This window comes from Blastococcus sp. URHD0036 (assembly GCF_000701365.1).
Taxonomy (GTDB): domain Bacteria; phylum Actinomycetota; class Actinomycetes; order Mycobacteriales; family Geodermatophilaceae; genus Trujillonella.
Genome location: NZ_JNIK01000014.1, coordinates 245,805 through 266,761 on the forward strand (window position 1 = coordinate 245,805; position 20,957 = coordinate 266,761).

Below are 20,957 nucleotides of genomic sequence, written 5' to 3' on the forward strand. Positions count from 1 at the left end.
AACCGCGCCGACCCCGTCCGCCTTCCCGGGTCCCCCCGAGCGTGGGTGGTGGCGGCCGGGAGACGGCGGGAGGGTGGGCGGGACAACGACGCCGTCTGCGCCCCGGAGGCCGTGCCATGAGTTCCCAGCCGCCCCTGCCCTCCTACGCCAGCGGGACGTCGACCGTGCCGCTGCTCGGCGACACGATCGGCGCCGACCTCGACCGCACCGTGGCCCGGGCGGGGGAGCGCGAGGCCCTCGTCGAGTGCGCCACCGGCCGCCGGTTCAGCTACCGGGAGTTCGCCGCCGAGGTCGACGCGGTGGCCCTCGGCCTGGACGCCCTCGGCGTGGCGAAGGGCGACCGCGTCGGCATCTGGGCGCCCAACTGCGCGGAGTGGGCGTTCGTGCAGTACGCGACGGCGAAGCTGGGCGCGGTCCTCGTCAACATCAACCCCGCCTACCGCACCTCCGAACTGGCGTACGTGCTGCGCCAGGCCGGCATCTCCGTGCTGGTCAGCGCGCCGGAGTTCAAGACCAGCGACTACCGGGCGATGGTGGCCGAGGTGCGCGGCGACTGCCCGGACCTGCGCGAGGTGCTGTTCCTCGGCGGCCCGGAGTGGGATGCGCTGGTCTCCGCGGGGCGCGCCGGGGACCGGCAGCTGCTGGCGCGGCGGGAGGCGGAGCTGTCGGCCGACGACCCGATCAACATCCAGTACACGTCGGGGACGACCGGCTTCCCCAAGGGCGCGACGCTGACCCACCACAACCTGCTCAACAACGGTTTCTTCGTCGGCGAGGGGTGCGGCTACACCGAGGCCGACCGGATCTGCATCCCGGTGCCCTACTACCACTGCTTCGGCATGGGGATGGGCAACCTCGCGGCCACCAGCCACGGCGCCACGATGGTGATCCCGGCGCCCGGCTTCGACCCGGCGGCGACGCTGCGCGCGGTGCAGGAGGAGCGGTGCACGTCCCTCTACGGCGTCCCGACCATGTTCATCGCCGAGCTGGCGCTACCCGACCTGGCCTCCTACGACCTGTCGTCCCTGCGGACCGGGATCATGGCCGGCTCCCCGTGCCCGGTGGAGGTCATGAAGCGGGTGGTCGCCGAGATGGGCATGACCGAGGTGACCATCTGCTACGGCATGACCGAGACCTCGCCGGTGTCCACCCAGACCGGCGCGGACGACGACCTGGACCGGCGCACCTCCACCGTCGGCCGGGTGCACCCCCACCTGGAGGTCAAGATCGTCGACCCGGCGACCGGGCTCACCGTGCCGCGGGGCGAGCCGGGGGAGCTGTGCACCCGGGGCTACTCGGTGATGCTCGGCTACTGGGAGGAGCCGCAGAAGACCGCCGAGGTGATCGACGCCGCGCGGTGGATGCACACCGGCGACCTCGCGGTGATGGACGCCGAGGGCTACGTGAACATCGTGGGCCGGATCAAGGACATGGTCATCCGCGGCGGGGAGAACGTGTACCCCCGGGAGGTCGAGGAGTTCCTCTACACCCATCCCGACGTGGTCGACGCCCAGGTGATCGGCGTGCCCGACCAGCGCTACGGCGAGGAGCTGATGGCCTGGGTGCGGCTGCGCGAGGGTGCCGAGCCGCTGACCGCCGAGTCGCTGCGGGAGTTCTGCGCCGGCCGGCTGGCCCACTACAAGGTGCCGCGCTACGTGAAGGTCGTCGACGCCTTCCCGATGACGGTCACCGGCAAGGTCCGCAAGGTCGAGATGCGCGAGGTGTCGGTCGCCGAGCTCGGCCTGGAGGCCCCCGCCACGGCGTGAGTGGAGTGCCACAGCGCAGGTTTCCTGCGCTGTGGCACTCCACTCAGCGGGGGGCGGTGGCGGTGAGGTCCGCGTCGGCGCCCTGGCGGGCCGGCCCCGCCGCCGCGTCGGCCGGGGTGTCGTCGCCGGTGTCGTCGAGCATCCGCGCCTCGTCGAACGGCGCCTCGCCGGACAGTGCGGCGTCCAGCCGGCCGCGGTCCAGCTCGTGCGTCCAGGTGGCCACCAGGACGGTGGCGATGGCGTTGCCGGCGAAGTTCGTCACCGCGCGCGCCTCGGACATGAACCGGTCGATCCCGACGATGAGGCCGACGCCGTCGAGCAGCTCGGGCCGGTGCGAGGACAGCCCGCCGGCCAGCGTCGCCAGGCCGGCGCCGGTGACCCCGGCCGCGCCCTTCGAGGCGATGATCATGAACACCAGCAGGCCGATCTGCTCGCTCAGCGACAGCGGGTCACCCAGGGCCTCGGCGATGAAGAGCGACGCCATCGTGAGGTAGATGGCGGTGCCGTCGAGGTTGAACGAGTACCCGGTCGGGACGACGATGCCGGCCACCGGCTGGCTCACCCCGGCGTGCTCCATCTTGGCGATCAGCCGGGGCAGTGCCGTCTCCGACGACGACGTCGACACGATGAGCAGGAACTCCCGGCCGAGGTAGCGCATCAGCCGGAAGACGTTCACGTGGGCGACCAGCCGCAGGATCGTCCCCAGGATGCCGAAGACGAAGAGGGCGCAGGTGACGTAGAAGGCGAGCATCAGCATCGCCAGGCTCTTCAGCGCGTCGGCGCCGGTCTCGCCGACGACCGCCGCGATCGCCCCGAAGGCGCCGATGGGTGCCAGCCACATGACCATGGCGAGGATGCGGAACACCAGCTTCTGCAGGTGGCCGATGCCGCGCAGCAGCGGCTCGCCGGCCTTGCCGAGGCCCTGGATGGCGAACCCGACGAGCAGGGCGACCAGCAGCGCCTGCAGCACCGAGCCCTCGGTGAGCGCCGACAGCAGCGTGGTGGGGATCAGGCTCAGGACGAAGCCGGAGAACCCCGAGCCCTCGGCCTCGGCCTGCGAGGCCAGGTCCGAGCCCTGGCTGCGGAGGGCGTCCGACAGCTCCAGGCCGTCGCCGGGGTGCACCAGGTTGCCGACCACCAGCCCGATCCCCAGGGCGACGGTGGACATGAGCAGGAAGTAGCCCAGGGCCAGCCCGCCGATCCGGCCGACCTTCGCCGCCTGCTTGATCGCGCCGATGCCCAGCACGATGGTGCAGAAGATGACCGGGCCGATCAGCATCTTGATCAGGTTGACGAACGCGGTACCGAGCCACTTGAGGTCGACGGCGAAGTCGGGGAAGACCAGGCCCACGACGATGCCGAGGACCACGGCCGTGATGACGGCCAGGTAGAGCCAGTGGGTGCGGTCGCGCCGCGTCGCGGCCGGCTTCTCCGCGGTGTCGGACTCGGCGGCCATGCGGGCTCCTCGGGCGGATCGGATGCGGGGCGGGGACCACCGTCACCGCCCCGACATCGCGCCGCAACCGGGAGTGCGGTCAGACCGGCTGGGGCGGCCGGGACCGGGACCCGGGCGGGCGCCGCCGGAGCTCGCTGAGCGGGCGGGGCCGGGGCACGGCGTCCTCGACCGGGAGCCGGTCGGCCAGACCCACCAGGTCGATGATCCGGCGCACGCACCGGCCGGCACCGACCAGGTGCAGGGTGGCGCCGTGGCGGGCCGCCTGCTCGCGCAGGTCCAGCAGGGCGGCCAGGCCGGCGCCGTCGCAGAAGGTCAGGCCGCCGGCGTCCAACCACCAGTCGACGGACCGGCCGGCGGACAGGACGGGCACGACGTCCCCGACGTCGGCGGCCGAGCAGCAGTCCAGCTCGCCGCTGAGCGTGACGAGGGCTGCCGTGACGTCGACCGAGACGGTCAGCGACCCGGGGCCGGGACAGGGGCGGGGGAGCTCGGACATCGGCGGCTCTCCGGGCTGCGGAGGACTGCTGGCCTGCGGGGGCCGCGGCCGCCTGTTCGACCGTGCACAACCTAGAACGGCGCACGGCCCCCCGGCAGGGTCGAAGGACCTCGGTCGGCGGACGAGCGCGGCGCTCTGCGGTACGGTTCCGTGGACGTCCAAGTAACTGGAGGACCGAGTGCCCGCTCCCGCCCTGCACGTGCCCGTCCACCCGGTCCGGTTCGTGACCGCGGCCAGCCTGTTCGACGGCCACGACGCGGCGATCAACGTCATGCGCCGCCTGCTGCAGAGCCAGGGGGCGGAGGTGGTGCACCTCGGCCACGACCGCGGGGTGGACGCCGTCGTCCGCGCGGCGCTGGAGGAGGACGTCCAGGGCGTCGCCGTCTCCTCCTACCAGGGCGGGCACGTCGAGTACTTCAGCTACCTGCGCGAGCGGCTGAGCGCCGCCGGCGCGGGGCACGTGCAGGTCTTCGGCGGCGGGGGTGGGGTCATCGTCCCCGAGGAGATCGCGCTGCTGCGCGAGCGCGGGGTGCGCATCTTCTCGCCGGAGGACGGCGCCCGCCTCGGCCTGCCGGGGATGATCAACGAGCTGATCCGCGAGTGCGACGTCGACCTGGCCGCCACCGCGCCGTCCGCCGACGCCGTCGTCAGCGGCGACCGGGCGGCCCTGGCCCGCGCGATCACCGTGCTCGAGGCCGGCCGGGCACCCGAGCTGGCCGCGGCGCTGCACGGGGCGGCCGCGGCGCGCACGGTGCCGGTCCTCGGCATCACCGGTACCGGCGGCTCGGGGAAGTCCTCGCTGACCGACGAGTTGCTGCGCCGGCTCCGCCTGGACCAGGGCGACCGGCTGCGGGTCGCCGTCCTCGCCATCGACCCGACCCGCCGGCGCGGTGGCGGAGCCCTGCTCGGCGACCGGATCCGGATGAACGCGCTGGAGGAGACGGTCGACGGCGACCGCACCTCCTTCCGCTCGCTGGCCACCCGCACCGCCGGCGCGCAGGTGCCCGAGCACCTCGCCGACGTGCTGGCCGCCGTCAAGGCCGCGGGGTTCGACCTGGTCGTCGTCGAGACGCCGGGCATCGGCCAGGGCGACGCGGCGATCGTGCCGTTCAGCGACGTGTCGCTCTACGTCATGACGCCGGAGTTCGGGGCGGCCTCGCAGCTGGAGAAGATCGACATGCTCGACTTCGCCGACGTCGTGGCGGTGAACAAGTTCGAGCGCCGTGGTGCCGAGGACGCCCGCCGCGACGTCGCCCGGCAGATGGTGCGCAACCGCGAGGCGTTCGGGCAGCCGTGGGACTCGATGCCGGTGTTCGGCACCAGCGCCGCCCGGTTCAACGACGACGGCGTGACCGCGCTCTACCAGCACCTGCGCGGGCTGCTCGCCGGCGCGGGGCTGCCGGTGGGCGAGGGCGCGCTGCCGGCGGTCGAGGTCCGGTCGTCGTCGGGGCTCTCCGGCGTCGTCCCGTCGTCCCGGTCGCGGTACCTGGCCGAGATCACCGAGACCGTCCGCGGCTACCACGCGGTCACCGAGGAGCAGGCCGAGCTCGCCCGCCGCCGGCAGCACCTGACCACCGCGGCGGAGGTGCTGGACGGGGACGCCGCGGCCGCGGCGCGGGCGGCTGCGGAGGCGACCGACCTGGTGCCGGCGGTGCGCGACCAGCTGGCCGGGTGGCCGGCCGTCGTCGAGCAGTACTCCGGCGACGAGCTCACCTACACCGTGCGGGGCAAGGACATCACCGTCCCGCTGACCCGCGCGACGCTGTCGGGCACGAAGGTCCGGCGGGTGGCCCTGCCGCGGACCCGCGACGACGGCGAGCTGGTGCGCTTCCTCCGGAGGGAGAACCTGCCCGGCGCGTTCCCGTTCACCGCCGGTGTCTTCCCGGTCAAGCGCGAGGGCGAGGCCCCGGCGCGGATGTTCGCCGGCGAGGGCGACCCGTTCCGGACCAACCGCCGGTTCAAGCTCCTCAGCGCGGGTCAGCCGGCGACCCGGCTGTCGACCGCCTTCGACTCGGTGACGCTCTACGGCCGCGATCCGGAGCTGCGGCCCGACGTCTACGGCAAGGTCGGCACCTCCGGCGTCTCGATCGCCACGCTGGACGACATGCGGGAGCTGTACGCCGGCTTCGACCTGTGCAGCCCGACGACGTCGGTCTCGATGACCATCAACGGCCCGGCGCCGGCGATCCTCGCGATGTTCCTGACCACCGCGATCGAGCAGCGGCTGGCGCGGTTCCGCGAGGAGGAGGGCCGCGACCCCGACGCCGCCGAGGCCGAGGAGCTGCGCGCCTGGGTGCTGGCGAACGTCCGCGGCACGGTGCAGGCCGACATCCTCAAGGAGGACCAGGGCCAGAACACCTGCATCTTCTCCACCGAGTTCGCGCTGCGCTGCATGGCCGACATCCAGCAGTGGTTCATCGACTCCCGGGTGCGCAACTTCTACTCGGTGTCGATCTCCGGCTACCACATCGCCGAGGCCGGGGCGAACCCCATCAGCCAGCTGGCGTTCACCCTCGCCAACGCGTTCACCTACGTCGAGGCCTACCTGGCCCGCGGCATGGCGATCGACGACTTCGCGCCGAACCTGAGCTTCTTCTTCTCCAACGGGATGGACGCCGAGTACACCGTCATCGGCCGGGTGGCCCGGCGGATCTGGGCGGTGGCGATGCGCGACCGGTACGGCGCCGGCTCGCGCGCGCAGCAGCTGAAGTACCACGTGCAGACGTCGGGCCGGTCGCTGCACGCGCAGGAGATGGACTTCAACGACATCCGCACCACGCTGCAGGCGCTGTGCGCGATCTACGACAACGCCAACAGCCTGCACACCAACGCCTACGACGAGGCCGTGACCACGCCCTCGCAGCACTCGGTCCGCCGGGCGCTGGCCATCCAGATGATCATCGACCGCGAGTGGGGGCTGGCGGCGAACGAGAACCCGCTGCAGGGCTCGGCGGTCGTCGAGGAGCTCACCGACCTGGTCGAGGCCGCCGTGCTGGAGGAGTTCGACCGGATCTCCGAGCGGGGCGGGGTGCTCGGCGCGATGGAGACCGGCTACCAGCGCGGCCGCATCCAGGACGAGTCGATGCTCTACGAGCACCGCAAGCACGACGGCTCGCTGCCGCTGGTCGGCGTCAACACCTTCCTCGACCCGCACCGCGACGAGCAGCCGCCGGCGCCGGTGGAGCTCGCCCGCGCGACCGAGGACGAGAAGAAGTCGCAGCTCGCCCGCCTCGAGGACTTCCACGCCCGGCACGCCGCCGAGGCCCCGGCCGCGCTCGCGCGGCTCCGCGAGGTCGCGATGAGCGACGGCAACGTGTTCGACGCGCTCATGGACGCCGTCCGGGTCTGCTCGCTCGGGCAGATCAGCGAGGCCTTCTTCGAGGTGGGCGGCCGCTACCGGCGCAGCGTCTGAGCCCGGACGCACCTGCCCTGCCCGCGGGGCCATTGCGGGTCGAACTCGTGCGTCGGGGGTCCTGCAGGACCGGTGAGGCGCGAGAAGAACCCGCAATGGGGTCGCCCTTGCGGCTCTCCCCGCGCGTCTGCGGTGCTGCAGCGCCGCGGGAGCAGGGGGAACACCGCAAGAGGGCGGCGGGAGCGGCTGCGGGAAGATGACCGGCGTGAGCACGCCGTCCCTGCCCTTCGACCCCGTCGCGGAGGCGACCCGCCACTGGCGCGAGCACGGGTGGACCGACGCCGCCGTCGGCATGGAGGCGGTCACGTCGCTGATGCGGGCGCAGGCGATCGTGCAGGCCCGGGTGGACGAGGTGCTCCGCCCGCTGCAGCTCACCTTCGCCCGCTACGAGCTGCTCATGCTCCTGTCGTTCACCCGCACCGGCGCGCTGCCCATGGCCAAGGCCGGCGCCCGGCTGCAGGTGCACCCGGCGAGCGTCACCAACGCGGCCAGCCGCCTGGAGGCCGCCGACCTGGTGCGCCGCCGCCCGCACCCGGAGGACGGCCGCGGCGTGCTCGTGGAGATCACCCCCGCCGGTCGTGCGCTCGCCGCGGAGGCCACCGCCCGGATCAACGAGGTCTTCACCGCGCCGGAGCTGAGCAACGACCGGATGCGCGACCTGATCGACATCCTGCGCGACCTGCGCCGCTCGGCCGGCGACTTCGGGGGATGAGCCTCCTCGACGACCTGGGGACGGCGGTGCCGCTGGCCGGCCCGCCGCGGCGGATCGTCTCGCTCGTCCCCTCGCTCACCGAGGCGCTCGCGGTCACCGTCGCCGGCCGGCTGGTCGGCGCCACCGACTGGTGCACCCACCCGGCGGACCTCGGCGTGCCCCGGGTCCGGGGGACCAAGAACCCCGACCGGGCCGCGATCGCCGCGCTCGTGCCGGACCTCGTCGTCGCCAACCGGGAGGAGAACCGCCGGCTGGACGTCGACCGGCTGCGCGCAGCGGGGATCCCGGTGTGGGTGACGGTGATCGAGTCCGTGGACGAGGCACTGGCCTCGATGCGCCGGCTGTTCGGCGAGGCGCTGGAGGTCGACGAGCCCGGCTGGCTGACGGAGGCCGCCGGCGCGTGGGCCGATCCGCCACCCGCCGGCGGGCTGCGCGTCGCCGTCCCCATCTGGCGGGACCCGTGGATGGTCGTCGGCCCGCGCACCTTCGCCGGCGACGTCCTCGCCCGGCTCGGGCTGGTCAACGTGTTCGGTGCGGGGGAGGAGCGCTATCCGCACACCACCCCGGCGGACGTCGTCGCGGCCGGTGCTCAGGCGGTGCTGCTGCCCGACGAGCCCTACCGGTTCACCGTCGACAACGGCCCCGAGGCGTTCCCCGGCCTGGCGTCGGCGCTCGTCTCCGGGCGGGACCTCACCTGGTACGGCCCCTCGCTGGCCGGCGCCCGCGACCGCCTCGCCACCGCCGTCGCCACCCTCGGCTGAGCGGGGAGGCCCAGACGCCCTGCCGGTCCGGAGGCGTTGGCCCTCCAGCGGCCACTGCGACGGCTGGAGTGGCCGGTCCCGGGACATCGCTCAGCTACGAGCGGGTTGTCCTGACAGTCGAACCCGCTGGGCCCAGAACCGGCCGCGGAACGGGCCGCCCGGGTACATCGGTCGGCCCGCGACGCCTCAGGCGGTGCCGGCCACCGGGCGGGGGAGCTCGGCGTGCGGGCGAGACTGCCACCGCGCCCAGTCGGCGCTGACCTCGCCGGCGGCGCGCAGCAGCAGCGGCAGGTGCTCGCCCACCAGCCGCTCGGTCGGGGTCTCCGCGGCGTGCACGGTCACGTTCATCGCCGCGCGCACCGCCCCGGCGCCGTCCCGCACCGGCACCGCCACCGAGCGGACGCCCGGCGCGAGCTCCTCGTCGGCCAGGGCCCATCCGCGGGCCCGGACCTCGGTCAGCTCGGCGTCCAGCTCGGCGCGGGACCGGGCGGCGTACCCCGGCAGGCCCGCGCGGCTGGGGGTGGCGAGCGCGGCGTCCAGCTCGTCCGGGCCGAGGGCGGCGAGCAGCACCTTCCCCTGCGAGGTCTGCGGCGCCGGGAAGCGGGTGCCGATCTCCACCCGCAGCGCGATCAGCTTGGGCACCGAGACCCGGGCGACGTAGACGATGTCGGAGCCGTCGAGCTGCGCCATCGACGAGGACTCGCCGGTCGTGCCGACCAGGTCCTCCAGGTGCGGCCGGGCGACGTCCCACAGCCCCAGCGACCCCGTGTAGGCCGCACCCAGGTCGAGCACCCGCGGCGTCAGCTCGAAGCCGGCCGCCCCGGGCCGGACGTAGCCGAGCTCGGCCAGGGTGAGCAGCAGCCGCCGCGCGGTGGGCCGGGCCAGGCCGGTGGCGGACGCCACCTCCGACAGGGACATCGCGCGGTGCGCCGGGCCGAAGCAGGTCAGGACGTCGAGGCCGCGGGCCAGCGCCTCGACGAAGTCCGGCCCCTCGCCCCGTCCGGCCATCAGCGCCCGTCCCTCATCGGCCCAGCACCCGGTCCTCGCCGCCGGCGCGCTTGGACGCGTCCTTGTAGTCGCTGTACTGGTAGGGGTTCTCCAGGATCTCGGCCTCGGCCTCGGGCATCTCCGGGAACATCCCGGCCTGCCAGGTCTCCTCGCCGCAGGCGCCGCGGAGGTACTCGATGGTGTCCTCGATCTCCGACCGCACCGCGGCCAGGTCGACCCCGACGAGCTTCCCCTCGGACTTCACGATCCGGCCGTCGACCAGCACGGTGTGCACGTCGCCGCGCTGGGCCTGGAACGCCACGTGCCCGAAGGGGTTGAGCAGCGGGAACGACACCGGCGAGGAGTCGTTCTTGATGAGGACGACGTCGGCCTTGCGCCCCACCTCGAGCCGGCCGAGGTCGCCGGCGCGGCCGATGGTGTGCGCGCCGCCGCGGGTGCACCACTCGACGACGTCGCGGGCGCGCAGCCGCAGGTGGGTGATGGTCTCGCCCTTGAGGTGGGCCTCCATGTGCTCGCTCATCCGGTCGGCGTTGAGCGTCGCGCGCATCGCGGAGAACATGTCGCCGCTCCACCACACGCTGGTGTCCATCGACAGCGAGACGGGGATGCCGTAGGTGAGCACCTGCTCGGTCGGCGCGTGGCCCTGGCCGGCGCTGCACTCGGACTCGGTGGCCACGGAGATCGAGCCGCCGGTGCCGGCGATCCGCTGGTAGCTGTCGCGGGTGAGCGTGGAGGCGTGCACGTAGGTGGTCTCCGGCGTCATGAAGCCGCCGTCGTACATCTGCTGGATGCCGGTGTCGTTGGTCGCGCCCCACACGCCCGCGTGCGTGGTGACCGGCAGCCCGAGCTCGCGGGCCACCTCGAAGGCGGCCTTCTCCGGGAACGCCGGGTCGCCGGTGACGTCGAAGGCGATCTGCACGCCCATCCGGTCGTCGCGCTCGTCGCGCAGCCGCTCGAGGAAGGAGCGGACGGCGGGGTCGGCGGTCCACTCCCACGGCCCGGCCTGGATGTTGCCGTAGGCGAACACGAAGCGGCCCGGCGTGGAGCGGAGCGCGTCGAGGGCGGCCTCGGCGTGCTCGACGCTCTGCAGGTTGTGCGACCAGTCGACCGTCGTCGTCACGCCCGCGTCGAGGGACTCGATCGCGGCCAGGCGGTTGCCCGCGGCGATGTCCTGCGGGCGGAACTTCTTGCCGTGCTCGAGGTAGTACCAGACGAAGTACTGGGTGAGCGTCCAGTCGGCGCCGTAGCCGCGCATCGCGGTCTGCCACATGTGCCGGTGGGTGTCGATCATGCCGGGCATGACGATACCGCCGGACGCGTCGATCTCCTGCGTCCCCTCCGGGACGTCGAGGGCGGGTCCGACGGCGGCGATCCGCCCGTCGACGACCAGGACGTCGGCGCCGGCCAGCACGCTGCCGGCGTCGTCCATGGGCAGCACGGTGCCGCCCCGCAGGACGACGGGTCCGCTGTTCGGCTCGCTCATGAGGGCTCCTCCTCGACGGGACGACGACACTGTCGGACGCCCGTCCGCATCACGGACACGGGCGCCGGGTGCGGCCACACTGGCCGCGGGGGAGGCGACGTGTCAAGGCGGGGCGCAGACGATCACGGACCGTTTGACAGTCGCCGCGAGGCACCCCGAGACTCTGGCGGACGGCTGTCCGCACAGCGGCTGGCCACGGCGGAGGGACACATGCGGGAATGACAACGACTGTGCCCGGCGGGCCGCTCTCCGGGCTCCTGGTGGCCGACTTCTCCCGCATCCTCGCCGGCCCCTACGCGACCATGCTGCTGGCCGACCTGGGCGCCGAGGTGGTCAAGGTCGAGGGTCCCGGCGGTGACGACACCCGCACCTGGGCGCCACCGGTGCGCGAGGGCGTGAGCACCTACTACCTGGGGGTCAACCGCAACAAGCGCTCCGTGGCGCTGGACCTCAAGGACCCCGACGACGTCGCGGCGGCCCGCGAGCTGGCCCGCCGCGCCGACGTCGTCGTGGAGAACTTCAAGCCCGGCGGCCTGGCCCGCTTCGGCCTCGACTACGACTCGGTCGCCGCGACGAACCCGGCGGTCGTGTATGCCTCCATCAGCGGCTTCGGCAGCGGTCCCGGCGGGCGCGCGCTGCCCGGCTACGACCTCATCGTGCAAGCGATCTCCGGCCTGATGAGCCTGACCGGCGATCCCCAGGGCGACCCCTACCGCGCCGGGGTGGCCGTGTTCGACGTGATGGCCGGGCTGCACGCCACGATCGGCGTCCTCTCCGCGCTGAACCTCCGGCACGAGACCGGGCGCGGGCAGCACGTCGAGGTCAACCTGCTCGCCTCGGCGATGTCGGGGCTGGTGAACCAGACCAGCGCGTTCGTCGCCGGCGGCGTCGTCCCGTTCCGGATGGGCAACAGCCACCCGAGCCTGTTCCCGTACGAGCCGCTGCCGTGCTCCGACGGCGACCTGATCATCACCGCCGGCAACGACGGGCAGTTCCGGAAGCTGTGCGAGGTGCTCGGGCTCCCGGAGCTGGCCGCGGACCCGCGCTTCCTGCGCAACGAGGACCGGACGGCGAACCGCGACGAGCTGCGCCCGCTGCTGGTCGAGCGGCTGCGCACCCGCACCAAGATGGAGTGGTTCCGCGACATCATCGGCGCGGGCGTCCCGTGCGGGCCGATCAACACCGTCGACCAGGGCATCGCCTTCGCCGAGGAGGTCGGCCTGGACCCGGTGGTGACCGTGGGGGAGGGGGCCGACGCGATGCCCTCGATCCGCAACCCGATCCGCTTCTCCGACACCGCCGCCACCTACCGGCTGCCCCCGCCGCGGGTCGACGAGCACGGCGAGGAGATCCGCCGCTGGCTGGCCGCACCGGAGGAGAGCCCGTGACCGAGTACCCGACCGCGCTCGGCGCCTCGACCCGCGAGTCGATCACCCTGCTGGGCTCCGACCTCGCCCGCGACGTCATGGGCACCGTGGGCTTCGGCGAGCTGGCGTTCTGGCTGGCCACCCAGCGCCGTCCCACCCCCGGCGAGACCCGGGTCTTCGAGGCGGTGCTGGCCGCGCTGGCCGACCACGGCTTCACGCCGACCGCGATCGTCACCCGGCTGACCTACCTGTCGGCGCCGGACTCGGTGCAGGGCGCGCTGGCCGCGGGGCTGCTCGGTGGCGGCTCCCGCTTCCTCGGCGTCACCGAGGACTGCGGCCGGTTCCTGCACGACGTCCTCGCCGGCGCCGGCGAGCTGCCCGCCGACGACGCCGGCTGGGACGCCCTCGCGCTGGAGACCGTCACCGCCCAGCGCGCGGCGCGCCGGTTCGTGCCGGGCCTCGGGCACCACGTGCACAAGGACGGCGACCCGCGCACCCCGCGGCTCTTCGAGATCGCCGCCGAGGAGGGGCTGGTCGGGCCGCACCTGGCGCTGTTCGCCGCCATCGGCCGGGTGCACCCGCAGGTGCTGGGGAAGACGCTGCCGCTCAACGGGGCCGGCGTCTGCGGCGCCGCGCTGGCCGACCTCGGGCTGCCGCTGGAGCTGCTGCGCGGGTTCGCCCTGCTGGCCCGGACCGCCGGGCTGATCGGGCAGCTGGCCGAGGAACTGCGCCACCCCGTGGCCAACGACGTCTTCCTCTCGGTCGACCTGAACAACCGCTCGGTCGCGCCGGACCCCTACGTCCCCGAGCCCCTGGAGGGCTGACCCGTGCGCGCCGCCGTCCTGACGACCCCGGGCTCGACGCCGGTCTGGAGCGAGCACCCCGACCCGGCGCCGGGCGGCACGCGGGTGCGGGTCACGGCGGCGGCGGTCGTCCCGCTCGACCTGCTCTGCGCCTCCGGGACGTCGTACTTCGGGTCGCCGGCCTGCCCCTACGTGCCGGGCACCCAGGGCGTCGGCGTCGTGGCGGAGTCGGGGTCGTTCGCCCCGGGCACCCGGGTGTTCTTCGAGACCGCGGCCGGCCGGGCACCGGTCGACGGGAGCCTCGCGGAGCTCTGCGCGACGCCCGACGACATGGTCGTGCCGATCGAGGCCGACGTCGACGACGTGGCGGTCGCGGCGCTGGGCATGTCCGCGGTGGCCGCGTGGATGGCGCTCACCGTCCGCGGCCGGTTCCGTCCCGGCGAGCGGGTGCTGGTGCTCGGCGCCGGGGGAGCCGTGGGCCAGGCCGCCGTCGGCGCGGCCCGGGCGCTGGGCGCCGGCCGGGTGGTGGCCGTGTGCCGGTCCGCCGAGGCACGGGAACGCGCCGGTCGGGCCGGCGCCGACGCCGCCGTCCCGCTGGACGGCGACGCCGGAGCACTCGCCGACGCGTTCACCGCGGCGCTCGGTGGTCCCGCCGACGTCGTGGTCGACCCCGTGTGCGGCGTCGCCGCCACCGCCGCCGCGCGGGTGCTGGCCCCCGGCGGCCGGCTGGTGAACCTCGGGAGCGCGTCCGGCGACACGGCCGAGTTCTCCTCCGCGGTGCTGCGCAGCCGGTCGGCGGAGATCCTCGGCTACACCAACGTCACGCTGACGCCCGGGCAGCGACGGAACGCGCTCACCGCCGTGCTCCGGCACGCCGCCGCGGGGGAGCTGGCCGTGGCCGCCGACGCGCTGCCGATGGCCGACGTCGCCGCGGCCTGGGACCGGCAGGCCGCCGGCCGCGCGACCCGCAGACAGGTACTGATCCCGTGACCGATGCAGCAGGAGGAGCAGCCGTGGAGCTCGTCACCGAGGACAACATCACCGACCTCGCCGTGCAGCGCTGGCAGACCGCGCACGACCCGCGGACGGCGGAGGTCATGACCGCGCTCGTCCGCCACCTGCACGACTTCGCCCGCGAGGTCCGGCTGACCGAGGCCGAGTGGATCGCCGCCGTGCAGTGGCTCAACCGCACCGGGCAGATCAGCAGCGAGAAGCGGGAGGAGTTCATCCTCGCCTCCGACGTGCTCGGGCTGTCGATGCTCGTCGTGCAGATGAACCACCGGCTCGACCCGGCCGCGACGCCGGCGACGGTGCTCGGCCCCTTCCACATCCCGGGCTCGCCGGAGCTGGGCTTCGGTGGCGACATGTCCGACGGCCTGACCGGCGTCCCCCTGTACGTGCACGGGCACGTCCGCGACCTGGCCGGCGCGCCGGTGCCGGACGCGCGGCTCGACGTCTGGCAGGCCGACGACGAGGGCCTCTACGAGTCCCAGCACCCGGCGGTCGACGAGGCCCGGCTGCGCGGCATCTACCGCACCCGTGACGACGGCTCCTACTGCGTGCGCACCATCGCGCCGAGGGGCTACTCGATCCCGATGGACGGGCCGGTCGGCGACCTCGTCTCGGGCACGGACATCAGCCACTTCCGCCCGGCGCACGTCCACTTCCTGCTCGACGTCCCCGGCTTCGAGCCGCTGATCACCCACCTGTTCCAGGAGGGCGCGGAATACCTGGACAGCGACGTCGTCTTCGGCACCAAGCAGGAACTCGTCGTCCGCTTCGAGCAGCGCGAGCCCGGCCCCACGCCGGACGGCGGCAGCAGTGACGTCCCGTGGGCCGAGGCCCGCTACGACTTCGTGCTGCAGCCGAGGGGCTGACGGCCGGGCCGCGGCGTGGCGTGGCGCGGCTGGACAGCCGGCCGCGCCGGCGACTCCGTGGTCCGGGCGACGAGCGCCAGCCCGCCGGTGAGCAGGACGACGTAGAGCACCGGCAGCGCCGCCGGCCCGGCGAGGGCGAGGCCGGCGACGGTCGCTGCGACCAGGGTGGCCGTCCCGATCCAGAACCGGCGCCGCAGCCGGCGGACGGCGGGCGCGAGCAGCTCCTGCTCGAGCGCGGCGAGGACCTGGTGGTCGTGCCTGTCCATGTCTGCCTCCACGTGCTCGGGAGGGAGGGGGCCGTGCCCGGGTCGGGTCGGCTCAGGTCGGGTCGGGGTCGTTCGGCCCCTGCCGGGGGCCGGCGGTGCCACCGACCTCGGCGGCGTACGGCTGGTGCCGCTTGCCGACGTGCGCCTCCGCGTGCAGCCGCTCGATGAGTTCCGGGTGGTGCGCCTCGAACGCCGGGCGCTCCGAGCGGATCTTCGGGATGGCGAGGAAGTTGTGCCGCGGGGGCGGGGAGGAGGTCGCCCACTCCAGCGAGTTCCCGTACCCCCAGGGGTCGTCCGCCGTCGCCAGCTGCCCGCGCCGCCACGAGTGCACCACGTTGTAGACGAACGGGATGATCGACGCCCCGAGGACGAAGGAGAAGACCGTCGAGACGGTGTTGAGCGTCGTGAACCCGTCGTCGGCCTGGTAGTCCACGTACCGGCGCGGCATGCCCTCGCCGCCCAGCCAGTGCTGGACGAGGAACGTGCCGTGGAACCCGACGAAGGTCATCCAGAACTGGAGCTTCCCCAGCGGCTCGTCGAGGAACCGGCCGCACAGCTTCGGGAACCAGAAGGCGATCCCGGCGTTGGCGGCGAACACCACGGTGCCGAAGACGACGTAGTGGAAGTGGGCGACGACGAAGTAGCTGTCGTTGAGGTGCCAGTCCAGCGGCGGGCTGGCCAGCAGCACGCCGGTCAGGCCGCCCAGCAGGAACGTGACCAGGAAGCCCACCGACCAGAGCATCGGCGTCTCGAACGTCAACTGGCCGCGCCACATCGTGCCGATCCAGTTGAAGAACTTGATCCCGGTCGGGACGGCGATGAGGTAGGTCGTGAAGGCGAAGAAGGGCAGCAGGACCGCGCCCGTGGCGTACATGTGGTGGGCCCACACCGCGACCGACAGGATCGCGATCAGCATCGTCGCGCCGACCATGCCCTTGTAGCCGAACAGCGGTTTCCGGCTGAACACCGGGATGATCTCGGTGATGATGCCGAAGAACGGCAGCGCGATGATGTAGACCTCGGGGTGGCCGAAGAACCAGAACAGGTGCTGCCACAGCATCGGCCCGCCGTCCGCGCGGGTGAACACCAGCGAGCCCAGGTTCCGGTCCGAGAGGTTCACCAGCAGCGCCGCGGTCAGGATCGGGAACGCGAACAGCACCAGCAGGCTGGTGACCAGCGTGTTCCAGGTGAAGATCGGCATCCGGAACATCGTCATCCCGGGCGCCCGCAGGCAGACGATCGTGGCGATGAAGTTGACGGAGCCGAGGATCGTGCCCAGCCCGCCGACCGCCAGCCCGGTGAACCAGAGCGTGGCGCCGGCGCCCGGGGAGTGCACGCCGTCCGACAGCGGGATGTAGGCGTACCAGCCGAAGTCGGCGGCGCCGCTGGGGGTGAGGAACCCGCCGGCGGCGATGAGCCCGCCGAAGAGGAACAGCCAGTAGGACAGGGCGTTCAGGCGGGGGAACGCGACGTCGGGGGCGCCGATCTGCAGCGGCATGATCAGGTTCGCGAACGCGAAGAACAGCGGCGTCGCGAAGAGCAGCAGCATGATCGTGCCGTGCATGGTGAACAGCTGGTTGTACTGCTCGGGCGACAGGTACTGCAGGCCCGGACGGGCCAGTTCGCCGCGCATCAGCATGGCCATCAGCCCGCCGGCGCCGAACCAGGCGAACGACGTCACCAGGTACATCAGGCCGATGGTCTTGTGGTCGGTGGTCCGCAGCAGGTTCGACAGCCGCGAGCCCTTCGCGGGCGGCGGGGCGGCGGTCGGCCGGGTGACGAACGGCCGCGGCGCGAGTGTGGTCATGCGGGCCTGCAGGCGGACCGGGCGACCGGGGACGACGTCCTCATGTGCACCTCCGTCGGGGACGGGCGGAGCGGAGTGCACCCAGACTGGACCCCTCAGCGGCGGAGCGGAACCCTCCGGGTCGCGGCGGTGTCGCGGCCGTGGGGAGCGCCGCGGGTGGGAAGGTGCCGGGCATGCCGCGGCTGAACGCCACCACCCTGTCCACGCTGGGCCCGTCGGTCTCGACGCCCCGCTACGACCGGGCGGCCGTGCGGCCGGGGATCGTGCACCTCGGCGTCGGCGGGTTCCACCGCTCCCACCAGGCGCTGTACGTCGAGCGCCTGCTGGAGGCCGGTCAGCGGGACTGGGGCATCTGCGGCGTCGGCGTGCTCCCCGGTGACCGCCGGATGGCCCAGGTCATGGCGGCCCAGGACGGCCTGTACACGCTCGTCGTGAAGCACCCCGACGGCTTCCTCGACGCCCGCGTCGTCGGCTCGGTCGTCGAGTACCTGTTCGCGCCCGACGACCCGGAGACCGTCGTCGAGCGGATGGCGGCGGAGGCCACGCGGATCGTCTCGCTGACCGTCACGGAGGGCGGCTACAACACCTCGGCGGCGACCGGCGAGTTCGTCGGCGACGCCCCGGACGTGCTCGCCGACCTCCGTCCGGCCGCGACCCTGCGGACGTCGTTCGGGCTGGTCACCGAGGCGCTGGCCCGCCGCCGCGCGCGGGGGCTCCCGCCCTTCACGGTGGTGTCCTGCGACAACATCCCGCACAACGGCGACCTGGCCCGGCGCAGCTTCGCCGCCTTCGCCGCGCTGCGGGACCCGGACCTGGGGGAGTGGGTGGCCGCCGAGGTGGCCTTCCCGAACTCCATGGTCGACCGGATCACGCCGGTCACCACCGACGAGGACCGCGCCGAGCTGGCCCGGCGGTTCGGTGTCGAGGACGCCTGGCCGGTGGTCTGCGAGCCGTGGACCCAGTGGGTGCTGGAGGACGCGTTCCCGGCCGGCCGCCCGCCGCTGGAGGACGTCGGCGTGCAGCTGGTCGCCGACGTCGCGCCCTACGAGCTCATGAAGCTGCGGCTGCTCAACGCCGGGCACCAGGTGCTGGCCCACCTCGGCCGGCTGGCCGGGCTCGAGTACGTGCACGAGGCCTGCCAGGACCCGCTGTTCCGCGTGTTCCTGCGCGGCTACCTCGACGAGGAGGCGACCCCGACGCTCGCCCCGGTGCCCGGCATCGACCTGGACCGGTACAAGGCCGACCTGATCGGCCGGTTCGCCAACCCGCAGGTCCGCGACACCCTCGATCGCGTAAGGGAGAACGCCTCCGACCGGGTTCCGCAGTTCCTGCTCCCGGTGATCCGGGCGAACCTCGCCCGCGGCGGCGAGATCCGCCGCTCGGCCGCGGTGCTGGCCGGCTGGGCCCGCGCCGCCGAGGGCGCCGACGACGCCGGCCTGCCCCTGGCGCTGGTCGACCCGCGGGCCGAGGCGCTGGGTGCCGGGGCGGACCGGCAGGCGACCGAGCCGCTGGCCTTCCTGGCCGACCGGGACGTCTTCGGCGACCTCGCCGACGACGACCGGTTCGCCGCCGCCTACACCGGCGCGCTGGCCTCGCTGCGCGAACGGGGCGCCCGCGCCACCGTGCAGGAGCTGGTCAGCCCGCGTCGGCGGGGCTGACGGGCCGTCCGACGCCGCGGGTGGCCGCCACCTGCGGTCCGGCGGTGGCGACCCACGGGTCGAGCACGGCCGGGTCGTCCCACGAGCGGTCGATCAGGTACAGCCCCCGGGTCGGGGTGGTGGCGCCGAGTTCGGTGAGCACCGGCTTGAGCAGCAGGTCCGGCGCCAGCGCGTGCGCCGGCCCGCCGCCGAGCATCAGCGGCACGGCGACCACGCCGGCCAGGTCGCCGGTGCCCACCTGGTCGAGGAACAGCTTCAGCAGACCGGTGTAGGTGCCCTTGTAGGTGGGGCTGGCGACGACCGCGACCTCGGCCTCCCGCAGCGCGCGGACGGCGTCCTCGACGGCGGGGTCGCCCCAGCCGAGGAGGCCGGCTCCCAGGTCGATCACGTCGACGACCCGGTCCGGCGGGGCGCCGGTGAGCCGTTCGAGGACGGACTCGGCGGCGGCGCGGGTCCGGGACCGGGGCTTGGGGTTGCCGACGACGGCGAGGGTGCTCACGACACCAATCCCTACCATCCCGATCGTGTTTGACGGGTAAGCCGGTCTCTGTCATCGTCGGGGGCAGGTCACGAGTGCCAGCGCGAAGCCCCGGCTCGCTGGCCGGCAACCCTCCTCCGCGGTGGGGTGCTCCGGGTGACGACCAGGCGGGCGCCGTCCGGCGCCGGCAAGCGCGGACCCTCCCGGGTCCCGACCCTCGGAGGAGACCCGTGTCCACCGCCGTCCTGACCCGTCCCGCCGCTCCCGCGCCGGGGGCGGCCCCGCTGCTGCCCGTCGTCGGCGCCGGGCTCGCCGTCCCGCTGGCCACCGGCGGCACCGCCCCGTACGCGCAGCTGGACACCGCCGCGAGCACGCCCGCGCTGGCCGCGGTGGCCGACCGGGTCGCCGAGGCGCTGCCGCTCTACGCCAGCGTGCACCGGGGCGCCGGGTACCTCTCGCAGGTCTCGACGGCCCTGTACGAGTCCGCCCGGGACCGGATCGCGGCCTTCGTCGGCGCCCGGGACGACGACGTCTGCGTGGTCACCCGCAACACCACCGACGCCCTCGGTCTGCTGGCCGGCTGCGTGCCCGACGGGGGAGGGGTGCTCGTCCTCGACGCCGAGCACCACGCCGACCTGCTGCCGTGGCAGCGGCGCGGCGACGCCACCGTGCTGGCCACCCCGCCCACCGTGGCCGCGACGCTGACCGCCCTGGCCGACGTGCTGGGCCGGCGCCGGTACGCGCTGCTGGCCGTCACCGGCGCCTCCAACGTCACCGGCGAGGCGCTGCCGCTGGCCGACGTCGTGGCGCTCGCGCACGCCGCCGGCACCCGGGTCGTCGTCGACGGCGCCCAGCTGGTGCCGCACCGGCGGTTCTCCCTCGCCGACTCGGGCGCGGACTGGGTCGCCTTCTCCGGGCACAAGCTCTACGCGCCGTACGGCGCGGGGGCGCTGGTCGGCCGCCGGGACTGGCTCGACGCGGGTCCGGCGTACCTGGCCGGCGGCGGAGCGGTCGCCGAGGTGACGGTCGAGGAGACCCGGTGGGTCGCCGCGCCGCACCGGCACGAGGGTGGCTCGCCGAACGTGCTGGGCGCCGTCGCGCTGGCCGCGGCCTGCGAGGCGCTCGACGCCCTGCCGGCCGGAGCCCTGGAGGCGCACGAGCGGGCGCTGCGCGCGCGGCTGGCCGACGGCCTGCAGGCGCTGCCCGGCGTCCGGGTGCTGCGCATCTGGCCCGACTCGGGCGAGCCGACCGGCGTCGTCGGGTTCACCGTGACCGACGCCGATCCCGGACTGGTGGCCGCGTTCCTCTCGGCCGAGCACGGGATCGGGCTGCGCGACGGGCGGTTCTGCGCGCACCCGCTGCTCGAGCGGCTGCGCGTCCCCGGCGGAGCGCTGCGGGCCAGCGTCGGGGTCGGCACCACCGGCGCCGACGTCGACCGGCTGCTGGCCGGGCTCGCCGCCTACCTGTCCGACGGGCCGTCCGTGGCCTACGCCGTCGTCGACGGCCGGTGGCAGCCGGCCGACGACCCGCGCCCGCTGGCGGGTCTGGCCGGTGCCGACCCCGCCGCCCTCGCCCGCGGCGCCGGCTGCGGCGGCCCGGCCCGGTGA

General features: G+C 74.1%; 17 protein-coding genes and 1 riboswitch. Of the genes, 10 read left to right on the forward strand and 7 right to left on the reverse strand.

Features of this window, described 5'->3' with window-relative positions; translation table 11 throughout:
* Positions 1-116 precede the first annotated feature (116 nt).
* Complete coding sequence (locus N555_RS0113345; protein WP_029431993.1) at positions 117-1,766, forward strand: AMP-binding protein; 1,650 nt, start codon at positions 117-119, stop codon at positions 1,764-1,766.
* Between the two features lie 43 nt (positions 1,767-1,809).
* Here N555_RS0113345 and N555_RS0113350 read toward each other — a convergent pair whose 3' ends face one another.
* Both N555_RS0113350 and N555_RS27930 read right to left on the reverse strand, forming a co-directional pair.
* Positions 1,810-3,222 (reverse strand): cation:dicarboxylate symporter family transporter, encoded by a 1,413-nt coding sequence (locus N555_RS0113350; RefSeq protein ID WP_029431994.1) that lies wholly within the window; start codon positions 3,220-3,222, stop codon positions 1,810-1,812.
* Positions 3,223-3,301: 79 nt separating this feature from the next.
* Positions 3,302-3,718 (reverse strand): STAS domain-containing protein, encoded by a 417-nt coding sequence (locus tag N555_RS27930; RefSeq protein ID WP_051684045.1) that lies wholly within the window; start codon positions 3,716-3,718, stop codon positions 3,302-3,304.
* A gap of 178 nt (positions 3,719-3,896) precedes the next feature.
* On the opposite strand from N555_RS27930, the gene icmF reads away from it, so the two are divergent.
* From icmF to N555_RS0113370, 3 genes are all read left to right on the forward strand, one after another.
* Positions 3,897-7,130 (forward strand): fused isobutyryl-CoA mutase/GTPase IcmF, encoded by a 3,234-nt coding sequence (gene icmF, locus N555_RS0113360; RefSeq protein WP_029431996.1) that lies wholly within the window; start codon positions 3,897-3,899, stop codon positions 7,128-7,130.
* 205 nt (positions 7,131-7,335) lie between these two features.
* Positions 7,336-7,842 carry a MarR family winged helix-turn-helix transcriptional regulator gene (locus N555_RS0113365; RefSeq protein WP_231502734.1) on the forward strand — a complete coding sequence of 169 codons (507 nt, stop codon included), beginning with the start codon at positions 7,336-7,338 and terminating at the stop codon, positions 7,840-7,842.
* Positions 7,839-8,603, forward strand: a complete 765-nt coding sequence (locus tag N555_RS0113370; RefSeq protein WP_029431998.1) for a helical backbone metal receptor — start codon at positions 7,839-7,841, stop codon at positions 8,601-8,603. Before N555_RS0113365 ends, N555_RS0113370 begins: the two co-directional genes overlap by 4 nt.
* Positions 8,604-8,789: 186 nt before the next feature.
* Here the strand turns inward: N555_RS0113370 and N555_RS0113375 are convergent, their stop codons facing one another.
* Together N555_RS0113375 and N555_RS0113380 are read right to left on the reverse strand one after the other, a co-directional pair.
* Positions 8,790-9,611, reverse strand: a complete 822-nt coding sequence (locus tag N555_RS0113375; RefSeq protein WP_029431999.1) for an IclR family transcriptional regulator domain-containing protein — start codon at positions 9,609-9,611, stop codon at positions 8,790-8,792.
* Between the two features lie 13 nt (positions 9,612-9,624).
* On the reverse strand, positions 9,625-11,094 hold the full coding sequence (locus tag N555_RS0113380; protein WP_051684046.1) for an amidohydrolase family protein: 1,470 nt from the start codon (positions 11,092-11,094) through the stop codon (positions 9,625-9,627).
* A gap of 218 nt (positions 11,095-11,312) precedes the next feature.
* On the opposite strand from N555_RS0113380, the gene N555_RS0113385 reads away from it, so the two are divergent.
* From N555_RS0113385 to N555_RS0113400, 4 genes are read left to right on the forward strand one after another with little or no spacing between them, the layout of a single operon-like run.
* On the forward strand, positions 11,313-12,482 hold the full coding sequence (locus tag N555_RS0113385) for a CaiB/BaiF CoA transferase family protein (protein ID WP_029432001.1): 1,170 nt from the start codon (positions 11,313-11,315) through the stop codon (positions 12,480-12,482).
* Entirely contained in the window at positions 12,479-13,285 is an 807-nt protein-coding gene (locus tag N555_RS0113390; RefSeq protein WP_029432002.1) for a citryl-CoA lyase, read from the forward strand. Before N555_RS0113385 ends, N555_RS0113390 begins: the two co-directional genes overlap by 4 nt.
* 3 nt (positions 13,286-13,288) lie before the next feature.
* On the forward strand, positions 13,289-14,254 hold the full coding sequence (locus N555_RS0113395; protein ID WP_029432003.1) for a quinone oxidoreductase family protein: 966 nt from the start codon (positions 13,289-13,291) through the stop codon (positions 14,252-14,254).
* Positions 14,255-14,277: 23 nt separating this feature from the next.
* Positions 14,278-15,141, forward strand: coding sequence for a dioxygenase family protein (locus tag N555_RS0113400; protein ID WP_029432004.1), 864 nt, complete (start codon positions 14,278-14,280; stop codon positions 15,139-15,141).
* Here the strand turns inward: N555_RS0113400 and N555_RS0113405 are convergent.
* Positions 15,111-15,407 (reverse strand): hypothetical protein, encoded by a 297-nt coding sequence (locus tag N555_RS0113405; RefSeq protein ID WP_029432005.1) that lies wholly within the window; start codon positions 15,405-15,407, stop codon positions 15,111-15,113. The two genes, N555_RS0113400 and N555_RS0113405, sit on opposite strands and share 31 nt — an antisense overlap.
* A gap of 52 nt (positions 15,408-15,459) precedes the next feature.
* The gene (gene ctaD / locus N555_RS0113410) at positions 15,460-17,214 is read right to left on the reverse strand and encodes an aa3-type cytochrome oxidase subunit I (RefSeq protein ID WP_029432006.1); all 1,755 of its coding nucleotides are present in this window, start codon (positions 17,212-17,214) and stop codon (positions 15,460-15,462) included.
* A 173-nt stretch (positions 17,215-17,387) separates the two neighbouring features.
* Here ctaD and N555_RS0113415 point away from each other — a divergent pair, with 173 nt between their 5' ends.
* On the forward strand, positions 17,388-18,872 hold the full coding sequence (locus N555_RS0113415; RefSeq protein ID WP_029432007.1) for a mannitol dehydrogenase family protein: 1,485 nt from the start codon (positions 17,388-17,390) through the stop codon (positions 18,870-18,872).
* On the opposite strand, the gene N555_RS0113420 is transcribed toward N555_RS0113415, so the two are convergent.
* On the reverse strand, positions 18,850-19,371 hold the full coding sequence (locus N555_RS0113420; RefSeq protein WP_029432008.1) for an NADPH-dependent FMN reductase: 522 nt from the start codon (positions 19,369-19,371) through the stop codon (positions 18,850-18,852). The genes N555_RS0113415 and N555_RS0113420 overlap by 23 nt on opposite strands.
* 66 nt (positions 19,372-19,437) lie before the next feature.
* Positions 19,438-19,550: riboswitch (SAM riboswitch) on the forward strand.
* Positions 19,551-19,580: 30 nt separating this feature from the next.
* Here N555_RS0113420 and N555_RS0113425 point away from each other — a divergent pair.
* On the forward strand, positions 19,581-20,957 hold the full coding sequence (locus N555_RS0113425; protein ID WP_029432009.1) for an aminotransferase class V-fold PLP-dependent enzyme: 1,377 nt from the start codon (positions 19,581-19,583) through the stop codon (positions 20,955-20,957).